The following is a 14,569-nucleotide window of genomic DNA, read 5'->3' as shown; positions in this document are numbered from 1 at the left end:
AAAGTATAGGGGCCATTCTTAGTAAGAAAAACTAATCCTAAGATATTTTAATACCCAATTAATCTCATATTTGTGGGTTTTCGTATCACACTATGTCTTCATGTAACCGTTTTGTATTCGCATGAGAGCTATGTGCTTGCAGAAAACTATATATTTGCATGAAAATTATGTGTTTGTATAACAGCGATTAGCGCATATCTGGAGGTGGTTTATCGCTAGGAGGCGTTGGCCTTTTAAGCTAATTTTTTAGTACAGAACTTTCCCAAACGTTAGCATCAGCACGTTTTTTAAAAATAAAAACTCCTCACATTGAGTAAGGTTTAACTTGATATACAATTTGTTGGGTATCTTGCTTGGGTCTTTTGTAATTTTTATAAATGAAATTGAAATTTTATTACAGTTTTTGGGTGTTGCATTTGTTTGAAAGCTCGACTTAACTTTTGGGTTGAGGATGTTAAAAGATATTAAGTTTATATTTTTAGTTATTTGTGTTTTGTTCTCAGTAGTTTGTCGTACTTTGAGTTTGCTTCAAGAATCAGACCTGATCCAAGTCAATATTTTACATCCCATGAAATATTATAATCAGTTCTGAAAGCAGTTTACTAAGAAAGTCGCTGGTTTAGATACTGATTAGCAGTAGGAAATACAAGCAATCGCCTTAATAAAAAGTTTTTAATATTTATTAAATTTAGGAGAATCCTATGCCTGTAACGAATATGGCTGAACTAGATGCAATGATCGCTCGCGTTAAGAAAGCGCAAGCTGAGTTCGCAACATACTCTCAAGAGCAAGTAGATAAAATCTTCCGTGCAGCATCTCTTGCTGCTAACCAAGCTCGTATCCCACTAGCACAACAAGCGGTTGAAGAATCGGGCATGGGTATTGTCGAAGATAAAGTGATTAAGAACCACTTTGCTTCTGAATTCATCTACAACAAATACAAAGACGAAAAGACCTGTGGCATTCTTGAAGAAGACGAAAACCTAGGTACAATGACTATTGCTGAGCCAGTAGGAATCATCTGTGGTATCGTACCAACAACGAACCCAACTTCTACGGCTATCTTTAAGTCTCTAATCTCTCTTAAGACACGTAACGGTATCATCTTCTCACCACACCCACGTGCTAAGAATTCTACCAACGATGCAGCGAAACTTGTTCTAGATGCTGCGGTTGCCGCAGGGGCACCAAAAGACATCATCGGTTGGATTGACCAACCATCAGTTGAACTTTCAAACGCTCTAATGAAGCATGATGATATCGCGCTTATCCTTGCTACTGGTGGTCCAGGTATGGTGAAAGCGGCGTACTCCTCTGGTAAACCTGCCATTGGCGTAGGTGCGGGTAACGTTCCTGTTGTTATTGATGAAACGGCAGACATTAAACGTGCTGTTGCTTCTATCCTCATGTCTAAAACGTTTGATAACGGTGTTGTTTGTGCTTCTGAGCAAGCGGCTATCGTTGTTGATGAAGTTTATGACGAAGTAAAAGAGCGTTTTGCTTCTCACAAAGCTTACGTATTGAGCAAAGCTGAAGCTGAGAAAGTTCGTAAAGTACTTCTTATCGATGGCGCACTAAACGCGAAGATTGTTGGCCAACCAGCTCCAGCTATCGCTGAAATGGCAGGCGTAAAAGTGCCAGCAGACACTAAAGTTCTGGTTGGTGAAGGCTTGGGTAAAGTTTCGTTTGATGACGCATTTGCACACGAGAAACTATCTCCAACTCTAGGTTTGTTCCGTGCTGACAACTTCGAAGATGCTGTTGCTCAAGCGGTAACTATGGTTGAGATTGGTGGGATCGGTCACACGTCTGGCTTATACACTAACCAAGACGTTAACGCAGACCGCATCCGTTACTTCGGTGACAAGATGAAGACTGCTCGTATCCTTATCAACATCCCTACTACTCACGGTGGTATCGGTGACTTGTATAACTTTAACGTTGCACCTTCTCTAACTCTAGGTTGTGGTTCATGGGGTGGTAACTCTATCTCTGAGAACGTAGGTCCTAAGCACCTAATCAACAAGAAAACTGTAGCGAAGCGAGCTGAAAACATGTTGTGGCACAAACTACCTAAGTCTATCTACTTCCGTCGTGGTAGCCTTCCAATTGCACTTAGCGACCTAGAAGGTAAAAAGCGCGCATTCCTAGTGACTGACCGTTTCCTATTCAACAACGGCTACGCTGATGACGTAGTGAGTTTGCTTAAAGCTCAAGGTATGGAAGTGCAAACATTCTTTGATGTAGAAGCGGATCCAACACTATCGGTTGTAGAGAAAGGTGCCGAAGCGATGAAGAGCTTCCAGCCAGACACTATCATTGCGTTGGGTGGTGGTTCTCCAATGGATGCTGCGAAAATTATGTGGGTAATGTATGAGCACCCAGATACGCACTTCGAAGAACTGGCTATGCGCTTTATGGATATCCGTAAACGTATCTACAAGTTCCCTAAAATGGGTCAAAAAGCAGAGCTTGTGTGTATCACTACAACATCGGGTACAGGTTCAGAAGTTACACCATTCGCTGTTGTTACAGACGACAAGACAGGGGCTAAGTACCCACTTGCTGACTACGAGATCACGCCAAACATGGCTATCGTTGATGCTAACCTTGTAATGAACATGCCTAAGTCTTTAACCGCATTTGGTGGTTACGATGCAGTCACTCACGCTCTAGAAGCTTACGTATCCGTTCTTGCTAACGAGTACTCAGACGGTCAAGCTCTACAAGCGCTTAAGATGCTTAAAGAGTACCTACCTTCAAGCTATGCGAACGGTGCAAACGACCCAATCGCTCGTGAGAAAGTACACAACGCGGCAACTATCGCTGGTATCGCGTTTGCAAACGCATTCCTAGGTGTTTGTCACTCTATGGCGCACAAGATTGGTGCTGAGTTCCACTTACCACACGGTTTGGCGAATGCATTGCTGATTGCTAACGTTGTTCGTTACAACGCGAACGATAACCCAACTAAGCAAACTGCGTTTTCACAATACGACCGCCCACAAGCACGCCGTCGTTATGCGGAAATCGCTGATCACCTAGGTCTAAGCTTACCGGGTGACCGTACCGCTCAGAAGATCGAGCGTCTACTAGGTTGGTTGGAAGAGCTGAAGCTAAACCTAGACATCCCAGCTTCTATCCAAGCAGCTGGTGTTGCGGAAGCCGATTTCGTTGCTAAGCTTGATGAACTTGCGGTTGAAGCGTTTGATGACCAGTGTACTGGTGCAAACCCTCGTTACCCATTAATCTCTGAGCTTAAAGAAGTGCTTCGTGCTTCTTACTACGGCAAGCCATTTGTTGAAGGTGAAACGTTCGAAGGTACTACTGTTATCAAGAAGAAAGCAGACCAAGAAGCACCAGCAACTAAAAAAGAAAAGATGGACGCATAAGCTGAGTTTTTAAGACAAGCAGATTGTTCAAATTAAACCTAAGCCCCGGCTCATTTGTCCGGGGCTTTTTCTTTGGTTTGAAAGATAAAGCATGCAGCGTTCAGTGGATGTGCCAATACCTTTGCTATGCCATTATAGGTATAGAACGTTATAAAGACAGATGTTAAAGCGACAGGAAAATTTGCAAGGACAGACCATGCTAAAAGTGTTTATATGGTCGTTATTGAGTCTTATAGCTATTGTTGAATCGCTATTAGAAAAATCGCTCTTGGGACAGACACACCAAAATGCTGAAAACGAAGCTTAAAAAGACGTTTGATTAGAAAGCATCAACGCCTAGCGCTTTAGACTTCAGTTGTGACTACTCGGCCACTAAAGTAATCATTCGAGATAATATAAGCAGTATTGCGTACGAGTTCGTCCTGCACTTGAGCCCAGTGTCGTGCGTTAATGCTCTCTTCAGAGTGATGAGTCGCTGGAATGACGCCTCCTACACGAATATTGAACTCAGATAACTCTTTTGCCCAACTGTGGGTTAAGCCAGATACCAGGGCGGTCATGCTCTCAACCCCAGTTAAGTCATCATGATTATCATGAGAAATCACATTGACAATCACGCCTTTTTTCTTGTTGGTGTGAAAGCGCTCCGCACTTACTTGCCCATAAGTATAAAGAAAACGGGTTGCATCGGTAAAATGATGTAGGTAAGTGCTGGTGGGTTCAGGGGCCATCAAGCTAGGCATAGGAGAGCTTGTCCAGCAATTAATAATGACATCGGGTGTTTCCCCTAATTCGAATTCTATTCGATCGAAGAGTAGCTTAATAGAAGTGGTACTGTGACTGCACACCTTTATGGCATAGGCTTTGTTTGAAGCAGTACAAACTTGATCATAAGTGGTTTGTAGGGCACACAAGCTTTGATCGCAAAGAATCAACGTCGCGCCAAGGTGTGCAAAGTGATTGGCACAAGTGCGACCAATGAGGGAACCTGCGGATGTGATGATGATCGTTGATTCTTTAATGTCCATAGTATCTTTATTCTTGTTGCATAATAAGTTTCAATGGATACAGCATGGATGCATTTGCGTTATTTCAGTGTGAAAAACCTCTAATAAACACTGTTCGGTATGAATTATTATTATGGACTTTGTAAAGCGTCACACTTAAGCGTTTACTAAAATGCAAAGTGATGAGTAAAAACCGATCTCTATGCTTGCATTTGGATTTGTTGTTTACGCTGCGCAGTAATCAATTTCTCATGTAATCCTGTATAAGGAAGGGGATTTTTCTTTGGTTGACTTAGAGAGCGTCGCTCATGGCCCGATAGGTTATGATAAACCTCCTCTGGCAAGTCAAACGTATCTTCAGGCTGGTAGGTAAGGGCATCGGGTTTTAAATAGTGACTCAGTTTGGCAGAAGAAAGCCCAGCTTGGTGGAATTGTTTAGACTGTTCTGCAGCGATGTCATAACTACTACTCTCCGAACGAAGTGTTTGTGGTTGAGGCACACCCAACTGAGATCTGAGAAGTTGATCATCGCTCTCGATTGTTTCAACTTCTTCAAGAGGAACAACATCTCTAATATCACTTGAGAACATAGATAAAATGAGAGCAAAATCAGAGCGGCGACCTTCTTGAATGGCATGGCTGATGCCACTTCCAAACTGAAGCTCATTAATGATTGCTGCTTTATCTAATTTATGGATTTGCATGGGATTCCTCACTTGATATCTTAGTAACGGCATCAATCAGAAGAACTTTAGTAAAAACAGAAATTAAATGCTTCCAAGTAATAAAAAAGCCCACTAAAAGTGAGCTTTTAAAATGAGACTAAATTGAATCGGGGGAAAGCCGAATTACTTTGCTAGGTTGTCAGCAACAAAGTTCCAGTTTACAAGAGCCCAGAAGCCGTTCATGTAATCTGGACGCACGTTACGGTAGTCGATGTAGTATGCGTGTTCCCATAGGTCAACAGTAAGAAGCGGCGTTGTGCCTTCTTCTGTTAGAGGTGTTGCTGCGTTAGAAGTATTAACGATTTCTAGAGAACCATCAGCTTTCTTCACAAGCCAAGTCCATGATGAACCGAAGTTGTTGATTGCTGCGTCAGTGAACTTTGCTTTGAACTCTTCGAAAGAGCCAAATGCTGCGTTGATTGCATCAGCAACCGCACCTGTTGGTTCGCCACCAGCGTTTGGAGCTAGACAGTGCCAGTAGAAAGTATGGTTCCAAATTTGTGCTGCGTTGTTGAATACACCACCAGTAGAAGTCTTGATGATCTCTTCTAGAGTTTTGCCTTCGAACTCAGTACCAGGAATAAGACCATTTAGTTTAACAACGTAAGTGTTGTGGTGCTTACCGTGGTGAAAATCTAGAGTCTCAGCAGAGATGTGTGGTTCTAGTGCGTCTTTCGCGTAAGGAAGAGCTGGTAATTCAAATGCCATTGCTCAATTCTCCATATATATGAAAGGGTTAACTTTCTATTGCTTCCAGTGTTTTATTTATATCGCCGATAAGGCTGGCTTGTAGCTATTTTAGCAAGTTTTTACTTTATTAAAACCCTGATATCGAAAATTTTTAGACCAGTATTCACTAAGTCTTAGCAATTATATGGTTTTTATTCTGTGGTTATTGAGTAAAATGAGGCGATACTGAAATGACAAAGCAATGAATCGAGGAAGCAATGGAAACTATCGATAAAATTAAGCAGCAGATCGCAGAAAACACGATTTTGTTGTACATGAAAGGCTCACCGAAACTGCCAAGCTGTGGTTTTTCTTCTCAAGCCTCACAAGCTTTGATGGCATGTGGTGAAAAGTTTGCTTACGTAGATATTCTACAAAATCCAGATATCCGTGCCGAACTGCCAAAATACGCACAGTGGCCAACATTCCCACAGCTTTGGGTTGAAGGCGAGTTGATTGGCGGTTGCGATATCATTTTGGAAATGTTCCAAAAAGGTGAGCTACAACCTTTAATTAAGGAAGCAGCTGCTCGCAATGAAGGTGATGCTGAGTAATTCAGTTGCCTTTCTAGAGATATAGCAAAAGGAGTCACTAGGTGGCTCCTTTTTTACACCATCTGGTCTTGTAACCTAACTTACAGAGCATGCTTCACTATCTGAGTGATGTAACCTTGAGACTATTTGGCATAGAGCATATCGCGTAAAATGCTTTGCTTAAATTTGTGTCATTGAGAGGCAGATAATTTCTGGGAGCAATTGAGGCTAAATAACAGGTGCTGGAATAAAAGCTTTATCTATCCACTGCAGCACTTGTTAATGTTGTACAACATAGATTGGTTGGGGAGCTTCAGTCGCTCCCCCTAAACGTCTTATCATATTGTTTTACACGCTGTGTTGACATTGAGATATTATCTCTGATGAAAGGTCGATGTCATCGCTGACTATTCTAGGCTGGCATTGTGTCCAGCTGATGCTGCTAAATTAGTCCTTATGGCTGTTCTTTCTCCGAGTAAGTGAGTGATTGCTCCTCCTATTGCCGCTGATACAAGCGCCAGCGATTCTTGGCTAAGATACAGAGATGCCGCAGCTAAGGCGCCAATTAGCATTATCGTAAACACAATATTGTATCTGATTATATTTGTGTGTAATTTTCTCCTTGTTTCTGTTTGTATTTTCAGCTGACGTTTGTTGTCAAAAGTACTGCTTTTATCAATTTCTTGCGAAATGTCGATATACACAGATTCTGCAGGTGGAAGCCTAGCATAAACTAAATCTGGATTTTCGGCTAAAGCCCTGAGAACGCAGCCAATGTCTTGAGTAGAGTGGCCTACAACATAGGTTGATATTAACGATGAGGCAACTTGTTTTCTTAGAATATCACTATCAAACGGTGACGTTGAAAATACAGAAGCATATATCGTTGGTGCATAAATTCTTAGAGCATCTTTTGCTGTGTTGTAGTCGCTTACAACATGAGGCTCTATTTCCTTTACTTTTACGGAAGTTTCCATAACACGCTCAATATTACTTTGGTTGCATATCTTTTTTATTATTAACCAATATATGAAAAGTGCAATATGTTATCTTTAAGTTATTGTTAAAAAGGGATTTATAGTTTGTTTTTGATGATTAAGGTTGGCGGTTAGCTGAGGTTAGTGGCACAGAGTGGAGGTTAGTAGGAGAGAAGTTCGTGGGACAGACACAATTGAAGCTTTCCAATCACATAGTGGCGAGCGTTATGTCGTAAAATCTTTGAGAAGGCAAGTAAAGCAACATCTAACGACCCACGTTTTATATAAACATGTTCGTTCTTGTCGCCTGTCCTTTCTGTTATCAGTTTTGGTTTGTGTTTTCCGATTTAAAGAAGCGTCTTGCAGTCCATTAAGATATACTCAACTTTATCGCGGTAAAGAAGTACTAAATTTGTCGCCACTTTGCTGTCATTTTAATGCGGAGTTTGCTGCAAGTTTATAAGTTTAATGGGTTTGGTTTTAAAATGAGCATAAAGCTTTATTATGTGCATGATCCTATGTGCAGTTGGTGTTGGGGCTACAAGCCTACGATAGATAAACTGAAGCAGCAGTTACCAGGTGTGATTCAGTTTGAATATGTGCTGGGGGGCCTTGCTCCGGATTCAAATTTACCAATGCCGCCAGAAATGCAGCATAGAATTGAGAATATTTGGAAACAAATTGAGCGACAGTTGGGAACCAAATTTAACTATGATTTTTGGACGTTATGCACACCGGTTAGGAGCACTTATCAGTCTTGTCGAGCTGTAGTTGCTGCAGGTTTTCAAGACTCCTATGAGCAGATGCTTGAAGCGATCCAACATGCTTATTACCTACGAGCATTACCTCCACATGAAGAAGCCACTTTACTGCAATTAGCGAAAGAAATTGGGCTCAATGTACAGCAGTTTAAAAACGATATGGATGGTAGCTTGTTGGAAGGGGTATTTGAAGACCAACTGAGTTTTGCTAAAAGCTTGGGTGTTAGTACTTACCCAAGTTTGGTGCTACAGATAAATGACGCCTATTTTCCTATCGAAGTTGATTACTTATCGACTGAGACTACGTTGAAAGCAATTCGTGAGTGTATCGTGAATAATATGCCTTCTCAGTAGTTTCTAAATGATCCTCAAGAAAAAGCCACTCTCGATAGAGTGGCTTTTTTGTTATTGGTTACGATGTAGTGAGGCGCTGATAGGTTGATACTGGAGAGCGAGCTCTAAAGCACCATTGCGGCAATCCAACCGAAAACAATCAGCGGGATGTTGTAGTGGATAAAAGTTGGTACAACGGTATCCCAAATGTGCTCATGTTGGCCATCTGCATTCAATCCAGAAGTGGGACCAAGTGTTGAATCCGAAGCCGGTGAACCTGCATCACCCAGGGCTGCAGCTGTTCCTACAAGGGCGATTGTTGCCATAGGAGAGAAGCCAAATGCAAGAGCCAGTGGCACGTAAATCGTTGCTAAAATTGGGATGGTTGAGAACGAAGAGCCAATACCCATGGTCACTAAAAGCCCGACGACAAGCATTAATAAGGCGGCTAATGGTTTATTGTCCCCGATACTGGTAGACAAGGACTCAACCAAAGTTTCAACACCACCGGTTTGTTTCATGACGGCTGCGAAGCCTGCGGCTGCAATCATGATAAATCCGATCATGGCCATCATGTTGACACCTTTGGTGAACACATCATGAGTTTCTTTCCAAGCAATGACGCCACCAAAGGTAAACACCATAAAGCCAGCAAGGGCACCGATGATCATTGAACCGGTATAAAGTTGCACACTGAGCGCTGCAATAATGCCAGCAACGGCAACAGCGAGGTGCTTTTTATTCAGCTTGTCATCAGATTGGTCGACAGCGGTTAATTCTGTTTCTTTGTATTGGCGAGGTTTACGGTAGCTCACAAATATAGCGGTTGCTAGGCCAAATAACATACCTGCAGCTGGCAGTAACATAGCAGTGGGGACTTGACTTGCCACCACGTTCTCAAGACCGTTTTCGTGTAAGTTTTTTAGCAGGATGTTATTAAGGAAAATACCCCCAAAACCAATGGGTAAGACCATATATGGTGTAATAAGACCAAAGGTCAGCACACAAGCCACCAGACGGCGGTCCAGCTTTAGTTTTGCAAACACGCCCAAAAGAGGTGGAATTAAAATTGGAATAAAGGCGATATGTACCGGAATGACATTCTGAGATGACATGGTGACTAAAACTAAGCAAATTAATACTAAGTATTTAAGACCAGTAGCAGATGCAGCATTCTCTTTGCCGTTTAGACGTTTAATCACGGCGTTAGCAAGTAAATCTGTAATACCAGAGCGAGAGATGGCAACAGCAAACGTACCCAACATAGCATAGCTTAGAGCAATGGTAGCACCACCACCTAGGCCGCTTTCAAATGCAGTGACGGTATCACCTAGGCTCATTCCGGCCACAAGGCCACCAATAATTGCACTAAATGTAAGTGCAACAACGACATTTACACGCATTAACGCTAATACAAGCATTACGCATACGGATATAACGACAGGATTCATACTTTTCCTAATATGTTGTGTTTATTTTATTATTCTTCGTCAACCAGCGGCCAACCGCCTAAGGCCTTCCATTTGTTGACGATGCCACAGAATAATTCTGCAGTTTTTTGTGTATCATAAAGAGCAGAATGCGCTTCTCGATTATCAAAGGCCATTCCGGCTGTTTTACAGGCTTTCGCAAGAACAGTTTGTCCATAAGCTAGGCCACTGAGGGTTGCGGTATCAAAAGTTGCAAAGGGGTGAAAAGGAACTCTTTTCAATTTACAGCGCTCGTTAGCGGCATTAACGAAGCCTAAGTCAAAGGCGGCATTGTGTGCCACCATAATGGCTCGAGAGCAGTCTGCTGCTTTTTGTTCTTTGCGGATAAGCTTATAGATTTCTTTCAATGCTTCTTGTTCCGCTACGGCTCCTCGTAACGGGCTGAAAGGGTCACGTATCCCATTGAACTCTAACGCTTCTTTTTCGAGGTTGGCCCCTTCAAAAGGCTCGATATGAAAATGAATTGTTGAAGCTGGATGGAGTTCGCCATTTTCATCCATACGCAAAGTGACGGCACAGATCTCAAGCAGTGCGTCTGTTTTGGCATTAAACCCCGCGGTTTCTACATCCACAACAACAGGGAAATAGCCGCGAAATCGTTTCTTCAAGGTTAAGGCTTCATTTTCTAATATCATATTAGCTTAATTTTGTGTGACCAAGCTGGCATTATTACAGATTCTCTCAATGAGAAAAACCGCAATTTAAGAGAAATGCTCAATTGCCTTTTCTGCATATCTTTATGCCACTAAGGCAGCGCTTTATGCGATGAGCAGATTATATGCTTTTATAGTGCAAGAGCCTGATGTTGGCTTGAATATTGCTTGTTAGAATGATCTTAAGGTGTTACATCGCGTTGCTCTTGGGCATGGCTAATTTCTCGGAGCTGGCTTTCCGAGGTCATTTGAGTATTCGCTGCATTAAATGTGAATAAGCGGCAAATTACTGCCACTTGATAAATAGGATTGAAATGAACAATTGGTCTCTCATTCGTATTGTTTTCTTCTCTGTTCTCAGTGGAAGCTGTCTTGCTTCTACGGGCCAGCACTATGTTGCAACTCCACAACAATCCGAGTGGGAGATGGTTAAAAATACCCCACTGGAATGTCAGTTAGTCCACCCTATTCCAGGATTTGGAGATGCTGTTTTTTCGTCTCATGCTAGTAAGAAAATTAACTTAGACTTTGAATTGAAAATGCGTCGACCAATGGGGGAAACACGTAACGTCAGTCTCATTTCTATGCCACCGCCATGGCGTCCTGGTGATCATGCTGATCGAATGAGCAGTTTGAAGTTTTTCAAACAGTTTGATGGTTATGTCGGAGGGCAAACGGCTTGGGGAATGCTAGCAGAATTAGAAAAAGGTCGATACCCAACATTCAGTTATCAAGATTGGCAGAGTAGAGATCAGCGAATAGAAGTAGCGCTGTCTTCTGTGCTGTTTCAGCAAAAATACCAAGTCTTCAGTGACTGCATTTCTAACCTATTGAAATACAGCTTTGAGGATATCTCATTTACTATCCTTCACTACGAACGCCAAGGCGATCAACTCACGAAAGCGTCTAAGAAGCGTTTGACGCAGATTGCTGACTATATTAAACATAATCAAGATATTGATCTCGTGCTGGTGGCTTCGTATACCGACGCAACGGAAAGCAAAAGCGTGAGCCAAAATCTTTCGGAAAGGCGGGCAGAAACGTTACGTGAGTATTTCCAATCATTAGGGTTGGCAGAAGATAGGATACGGGTTCACGGTTATGGTAAACGTAGACCGATTGCGGATAATGCTTCGCCGATAGGTAAAGATAAGAACCGTAGAGTGGTGATATCTTTGGGGCGTTCTTCGATATAACGTTTTCTGGGGGGAAGGGGGAATGGGTTAAATGAGGAGTGGGTTAAATAATGCAACTCATGTAGCCGAGTTTGTCTTGTTGAACCGCGCCTTTTGAGGTTTTCCTCTATGAAAGCTCTGTAAAATTAAGGCAAGCCATCATTAGCCTGCCTAACTTATTGATCTATCGAGCGGTTTTTTCAGCGAATGGTGCTTTTTTCGCTAAGAGATTTTACTAAGTTTATAGCTTTTTTATTAAGCTAATGGGCTCAGCCTTCTAATCCCGCACTGGCTTGTTTATTTTGAATAAGCTCTATCATGTAATTGTCTGGATCTTTAACGAAAGCGATATGGGTACTGCCACCTTTTACTGGACCTGGCTCTCGAGTCACATTGCCACCAGCCGCTTTGATTGCGTCACAAGTTGAGTAAATATCATCAACCCCAATGGCAATATGCCCGAAAGCATTGCCAAGATCATATTCTGTCGTTCCCCAGTTATAGGTAAGTTCAATCACTGCTCCCTGAGACTCATCACCATAGCCTAAGAATGCAAGAGTGTATTCATAGGCTTGATTTTCGTTAGTGCGGAGGAGGTTCATTCCCATCACTTCAGTGTAAAATTTAATTGATTTTTCTAAATCACCCACGCGTAGCATAGTGTGAAGAATTCGACCGTTTGACATAGTGTTGCTCCCAACGATGGTAGTTAATTAGGTTTTATCTCTGGTTAGGGTCAGCAGCCCCTAGTTATCTGGATAAATTTTTTCTTTGAACTCGCATAGATCTTCAATGATACAACTGCCACAGCGCGGTTTTCTTGCTACACAGGTGTAACGACCGTGAAGAATAAGCCAGTGATGCACATCAAGTTTAAACTCTTTTGGGACGACTTTTAGCAGCTTTTCTTCCACATCGTCAACGGTTTTACCCATAGCGAATTTTGTTCGATTTGAAACACGATAGATGTGGGTGTCGACCGCGATAGTTGGCCAACCAAATGCTGTATTGAGAACGACATTCGCAGTTTTTCGGCCAACTCCAGGTAAAGCTTCTAGAGCTTCCCGATTTTCAGGTACTTGCCCGTCGTGTTTATCGAGTAAGATACGGCAAGTTTTGATGGTATTTTCAGCTTTCGAGTTAAATAAGCCGATGGTTTTAATATACTCTTTGAGACCATCAACACCTAAATCAAAAATAGCTTGCGGCGTATTGGCGACAGGGTAGAGCTTATCTGTGGCTTTGTTAACACTGACATCGGTTGCTTGTGCAGATAACAGTACAGCGATTAAAAGCTCAAAAGGTGTTTCCCAGTTTAGCTCGGTTTGAGGGTTAGGGTTGTTCTCTCTTAATCGCTCAAGGATTTCAATTCTTTTTGTTTTATTCATTGTCGGCTTCCAATTTCACTAACCATTTACAGGCTGATGAAAGGTGCTCCCTAGACAAGAGAGCCTTTGCATTAGGGTTAATTAAGCGTTTGTTACGCGAGCTCTTTCGATTGATGGCTTATCTTTTTTTGGTTGGCGAGCTTTGAAAGAGTTATCAATCATATTCTTAAAGGCGATTAAAAATCCAACAAAGATGAAAGCGCCAGGTGGTAGTAATGCCAGTAAAAAGCTGTTATCAAACTGAAAAACTTGCAGGCGAAGTACTGAAGCCCATTCACCCATTAAAAGGTCTGCACCATCAAACAGTGTTCCATTGCCTAATAATTCTCGTACCGCACCGAGTACAACCAACACTGAGGTCATACCTAAACCCATCCACAGACCATCTAGGGCAGCAGGAAGGACCGCATTTTTGGATGCGTATGCTTCTGCTCGACCAATGATGATGCAGTTAGTCACAATGAGGGGAATGAATATACCAAGTGACAAGTAGAGACCATATGTGTAGGCGTTCATCAACAGTTGTACGCAGGTCACTAATGCGGCAATAATCATGACAAAGACAGGTATTCTGATCTCTTTTGGCACAAAATTACGAATTAAAGAGACGCTTACATTAGAGCCAACCAGAACGAGTAGGGTTGCAATACCTAATCCTAGAGCGTTGGTAACGGTTGATGACACGGCTAATAAGGGGCACAAGCCGAGTAATTGCACTAAGGCTGGGTTATTACTCCACAAGCCATTTTTCATCAGTTGCTTATTTTCACTCATGGTTTTCTCCATAACAGTCTGATGACTGACGGTTGATTTCATCACGGTGTTTGTTCACGTAATCTACCGTATTTCTTACGGCTTTGACGACCGCACGTGGAGTAATCGTGGCACCGGTAAACTGATCAAAATCGCCACCATCCTTACGTACATGCCAGCTATTCCAGTTATTTTCTGTGACTTGTTTTCCGGTAAAGCTTAAGATCCAATCTGTAATCCGCAGGTCGATTTTGTCACCAAGCCCTGGTGTCTCTTGATGGTTTAAAACTCGAGTACCGAGGATTTTCCCTTGGTTATTAATGCCCGTTAGGATTTTAATCTGTCCGTTATAGCCATTAGGAGCAATGGATTCAATCGCTAGTGCTACAGGTTGACCATTTTTGGTCGCGAGGTAAGCGGGCATCGAGTGTGTCGTCCCTAACTCCAGCGCAGACACTAATCGACAAGAGGTTACCAAGTTATTATCGTGGATACTTTCTGGAATAACCTGATTGAGCAACGATAGTAACTGCTTTTGCTCTTGGAGTTTAATTTGGTCTTTAGTCAGGTATTGGGTTAATGCGACAACTCCTGTTGTAGCACAAGCGAAGATCGCTAGCGTTACCCCATTTTTTCTAATAGCGTTTAACATG

General features: G+C 42.3%; 13 protein-coding genes and 1 pseudogene. 4 read left to right on the top strand and 10 right to left on the bottom strand.

Features of this window, described 5'->3' with window-relative positions:
* The first annotated feature begins 701 nt into the window (after positions 1-701).
* Entirely contained in the window at positions 702-3,392 is a 2,691-nt protein-coding gene (gene adhE / locus BS333_RS09175; protein ID WP_021707923.1) for a bifunctional acetaldehyde-CoA/alcohol dehydrogenase, read from the top strand.
* 344 nt (positions 3,393-3,736) lie between these two features.
* Here the strand turns inward: adhE and BS333_RS09170 are convergent, their stop codons facing one another.
* The 3 genes from BS333_RS09170 to sodB all read right to left on the bottom strand — a co-directional run bounded on the left by BS333_RS09170 (position 3,737) and on the right by sodB (position 5,832).
* Positions 3,737-4,420 (bottom strand): SDR family oxidoreductase, encoded by a 684-nt coding sequence (locus BS333_RS09170; protein ID WP_021707922.1) that lies wholly within the window; start codon positions 4,418-4,420, stop codon positions 3,737-3,739.
* 179 nt (positions 4,421-4,599) lie between these two features.
* Positions 4,600-5,103 (bottom strand): VC2046/SO_2500 family protein, encoded by a 504-nt coding sequence (locus BS333_RS09165; RefSeq protein ID WP_021707921.1) that lies wholly within the window; start codon positions 5,101-5,103, stop codon positions 4,600-4,602.
* Between the two features lie 144 nt (positions 5,104-5,247).
* Positions 5,248-5,832 (bottom strand): superoxide dismutase [Fe], encoded by a 585-nt coding sequence (sodB, locus tag BS333_RS09160; protein WP_021707920.1) that lies wholly within the window; start codon positions 5,830-5,832, stop codon positions 5,248-5,250.
* A 239-nt stretch (positions 5,833-6,071) separates the two neighbouring features.
* On the opposite strand from sodB, the gene BS333_RS09155 reads away from it, so the two are divergent.
* Positions 6,072-6,407, top strand: coding sequence for a Grx4 family monothiol glutaredoxin (locus BS333_RS09155; protein ID WP_021707919.1), 336 nt, complete (start codon positions 6,072-6,074; stop codon positions 6,405-6,407).
* A 386-nt stretch (positions 6,408-6,793) separates the two neighbouring features.
* On the opposite strand, the gene BS333_RS09150 is transcribed toward BS333_RS09155, so the two are convergent.
* The gene (locus BS333_RS09150; protein ID WP_021707918.1) at positions 6,794-7,363 is read right to left on the bottom strand and encodes a hypothetical protein; all 570 of its coding nucleotides are present in this window, start codon (positions 7,361-7,363) and stop codon (positions 6,794-6,796) included.
* A gap of 485 nt (positions 7,364-7,848) precedes the next feature.
* Here BS333_RS09150 and BS333_RS09145 point away from each other — a divergent pair, with 485 nt between their 5' ends.
* Complete coding sequence (locus tag BS333_RS09145) at positions 7,849-8,478, top strand: DsbA family protein (protein WP_033003106.1); 630 nt, start codon at positions 7,849-7,851, stop codon at positions 8,476-8,478.
* 104 nt (positions 8,479-8,582) lie between these two features.
* On the opposite strand, the gene BS333_RS09140 is transcribed toward BS333_RS09145, so the two are convergent.
* Positions 8,583-9,908: a Na+/H+ antiporter family protein gene (locus BS333_RS09140; protein WP_021707916.1), complete on the bottom strand. Its 1,326-nt coding sequence runs from the start codon at positions 9,906-9,908 to the stop codon at positions 8,583-8,585.
* Positions 9,909-9,937: 29 nt separating this feature from the next.
* A complete protein-coding gene (rnt, locus tag BS333_RS09135) occupies positions 9,938-10,582 on the bottom strand; it encodes a ribonuclease T (protein WP_021707915.1) in 645 nt (214 codons plus the stop codon).
* A gap of 407 nt (positions 10,583-10,989) precedes the next feature.
* Between rnt and motY the strand changes: the two are divergent.
* Positions 10,990-11,796, top strand: a pseudogene (motY, locus tag BS333_RS09130) (flagellar protein MotY); the annotation flags it as partial.
* Positions 11,797-12,044: 248 nt separating this feature from the next.
* Here the strand turns inward: motY and gloA are convergent.
* From gloA to rsxG, 4 genes are all read right to left on the bottom strand, one after another.
* Entirely contained in the window at positions 12,045-12,461 is a 417-nt protein-coding gene (gene gloA / locus BS333_RS09125) for a lactoylglutathione lyase (RefSeq protein WP_021707913.1), read from the bottom strand.
* 60 nt (positions 12,462-12,521) lie between these two features.
* A complete protein-coding gene (gene nth / locus BS333_RS09120; protein ID WP_021707912.1) occupies positions 12,522-13,163 on the bottom strand; it encodes an endonuclease III in 642 nt (213 codons plus the stop codon).
* Positions 13,164-13,244: 81 nt separating this feature from the next.
* A complete protein-coding gene (locus BS333_RS09115; protein ID WP_021707911.1) occupies positions 13,245-13,937 on the bottom strand; it encodes an electron transport complex subunit E in 693 nt (230 codons plus the stop codon).
* Positions 13,930-14,568, bottom strand: a complete 639-nt coding sequence (gene rsxG, locus BS333_RS09110) for an electron transport complex subunit RsxG (protein ID WP_021707910.1) — start codon at positions 14,566-14,568, stop codon at positions 13,930-13,932. Before rsxG ends, BS333_RS09115 begins: the two co-directional genes overlap by 8 nt.
* Between the last annotated feature and the right edge of the window lies 1 nt (position 14,569).

The organism is Vibrio azureus (genome assembly GCF_002849855.1).
Lineage (GTDB): Bacteria > Pseudomonadota > Gammaproteobacteria > Enterobacterales > Vibrionaceae > Vibrio > Vibrio azureus.
The sequence above is the reverse complement of the archived record's forward strand: the minus strand, read 5'-3'. Positions and strand labels throughout refer to the sequence as shown.

Excerpts from the sequence above, each read along its gene's own strand:
- BS333_RS09140 (WP_021707916.1), bottom strand. The coding sequence starts at position 9,908 with ATGAATCCTGTCGTTATATCCGTATGCGTAATGCTTGTATTAGCGTTA.
- BS333_RS09145 (WP_033003106.1), top strand. The coding sequence starts at position 7,849 with ATGAGCATAAAGCTTTATTATGTGCATGATCCTATGTGCAGTTGGTGT.
- rnt (WP_021707915.1), bottom strand. The coding sequence starts at position 10,582 with ATGATATTAGAAAATGAAGCCTTAACCTTGAAGAAACGATTTCGCGGC.
- BS333_RS09115 (WP_021707911.1), bottom strand. The coding sequence starts at position 13,937 with ATGAGTGAAAATAAGCAACTGATGAAAAATGGCTTGTGGAGTAATAAC.
- sodB (WP_021707920.1), bottom strand. The coding sequence starts at position 5,832 with ATGGCATTTGAATTACCAGCTCTTCCTTACGCGAAAGACGCACTAGAA.
- BS333_RS09170 (WP_021707922.1), bottom strand. The coding sequence starts at position 4,420 with ATGGACATTAAAGAATCAACGATCATCATCACATCCGCAGGTTCCCTC.
- BS333_RS09165 (WP_021707921.1), bottom strand. The coding sequence starts at position 5,103 with ATGCAAATCCATAAATTAGATAAAGCAGCAATCATTAATGAGCTTCAG.
- rsxG (WP_021707910.1), bottom strand. The coding sequence starts at position 14,568 with ATGTTAAACGCTATTAGAAAAAATGGGGTAACGCTAGCGATCTTCGCT.
- BS333_RS09155 (WP_021707919.1), top strand. The coding sequence starts at position 6,072 with ATGGAAACTATCGATAAAATTAAGCAGCAGATCGCAGAAAACACGATT.
- adhE (WP_021707923.1), top strand. The coding sequence starts at position 702 with ATGCCTGTAACGAATATGGCTGAACTAGATGCAATGATCGCTCGCGTT.
- gloA (WP_021707913.1), bottom strand. The coding sequence starts at position 12,461 with ATGTCAAACGGTCGAATTCTTCACACTATGCTACGCGTGGGTGATTTA.
- nth (WP_021707912.1), bottom strand. The coding sequence starts at position 13,163 with ATGAATAAAACAAAAAGAATTGAAATCCTTGAGCGATTAAGAGAGAAC.
- BS333_RS09150 (WP_021707918.1), bottom strand. The coding sequence starts at position 7,363 with ATGGAAACTTCCGTAAAAGTAAAGGAAATAGAGCCTCATGTTGTAAGC.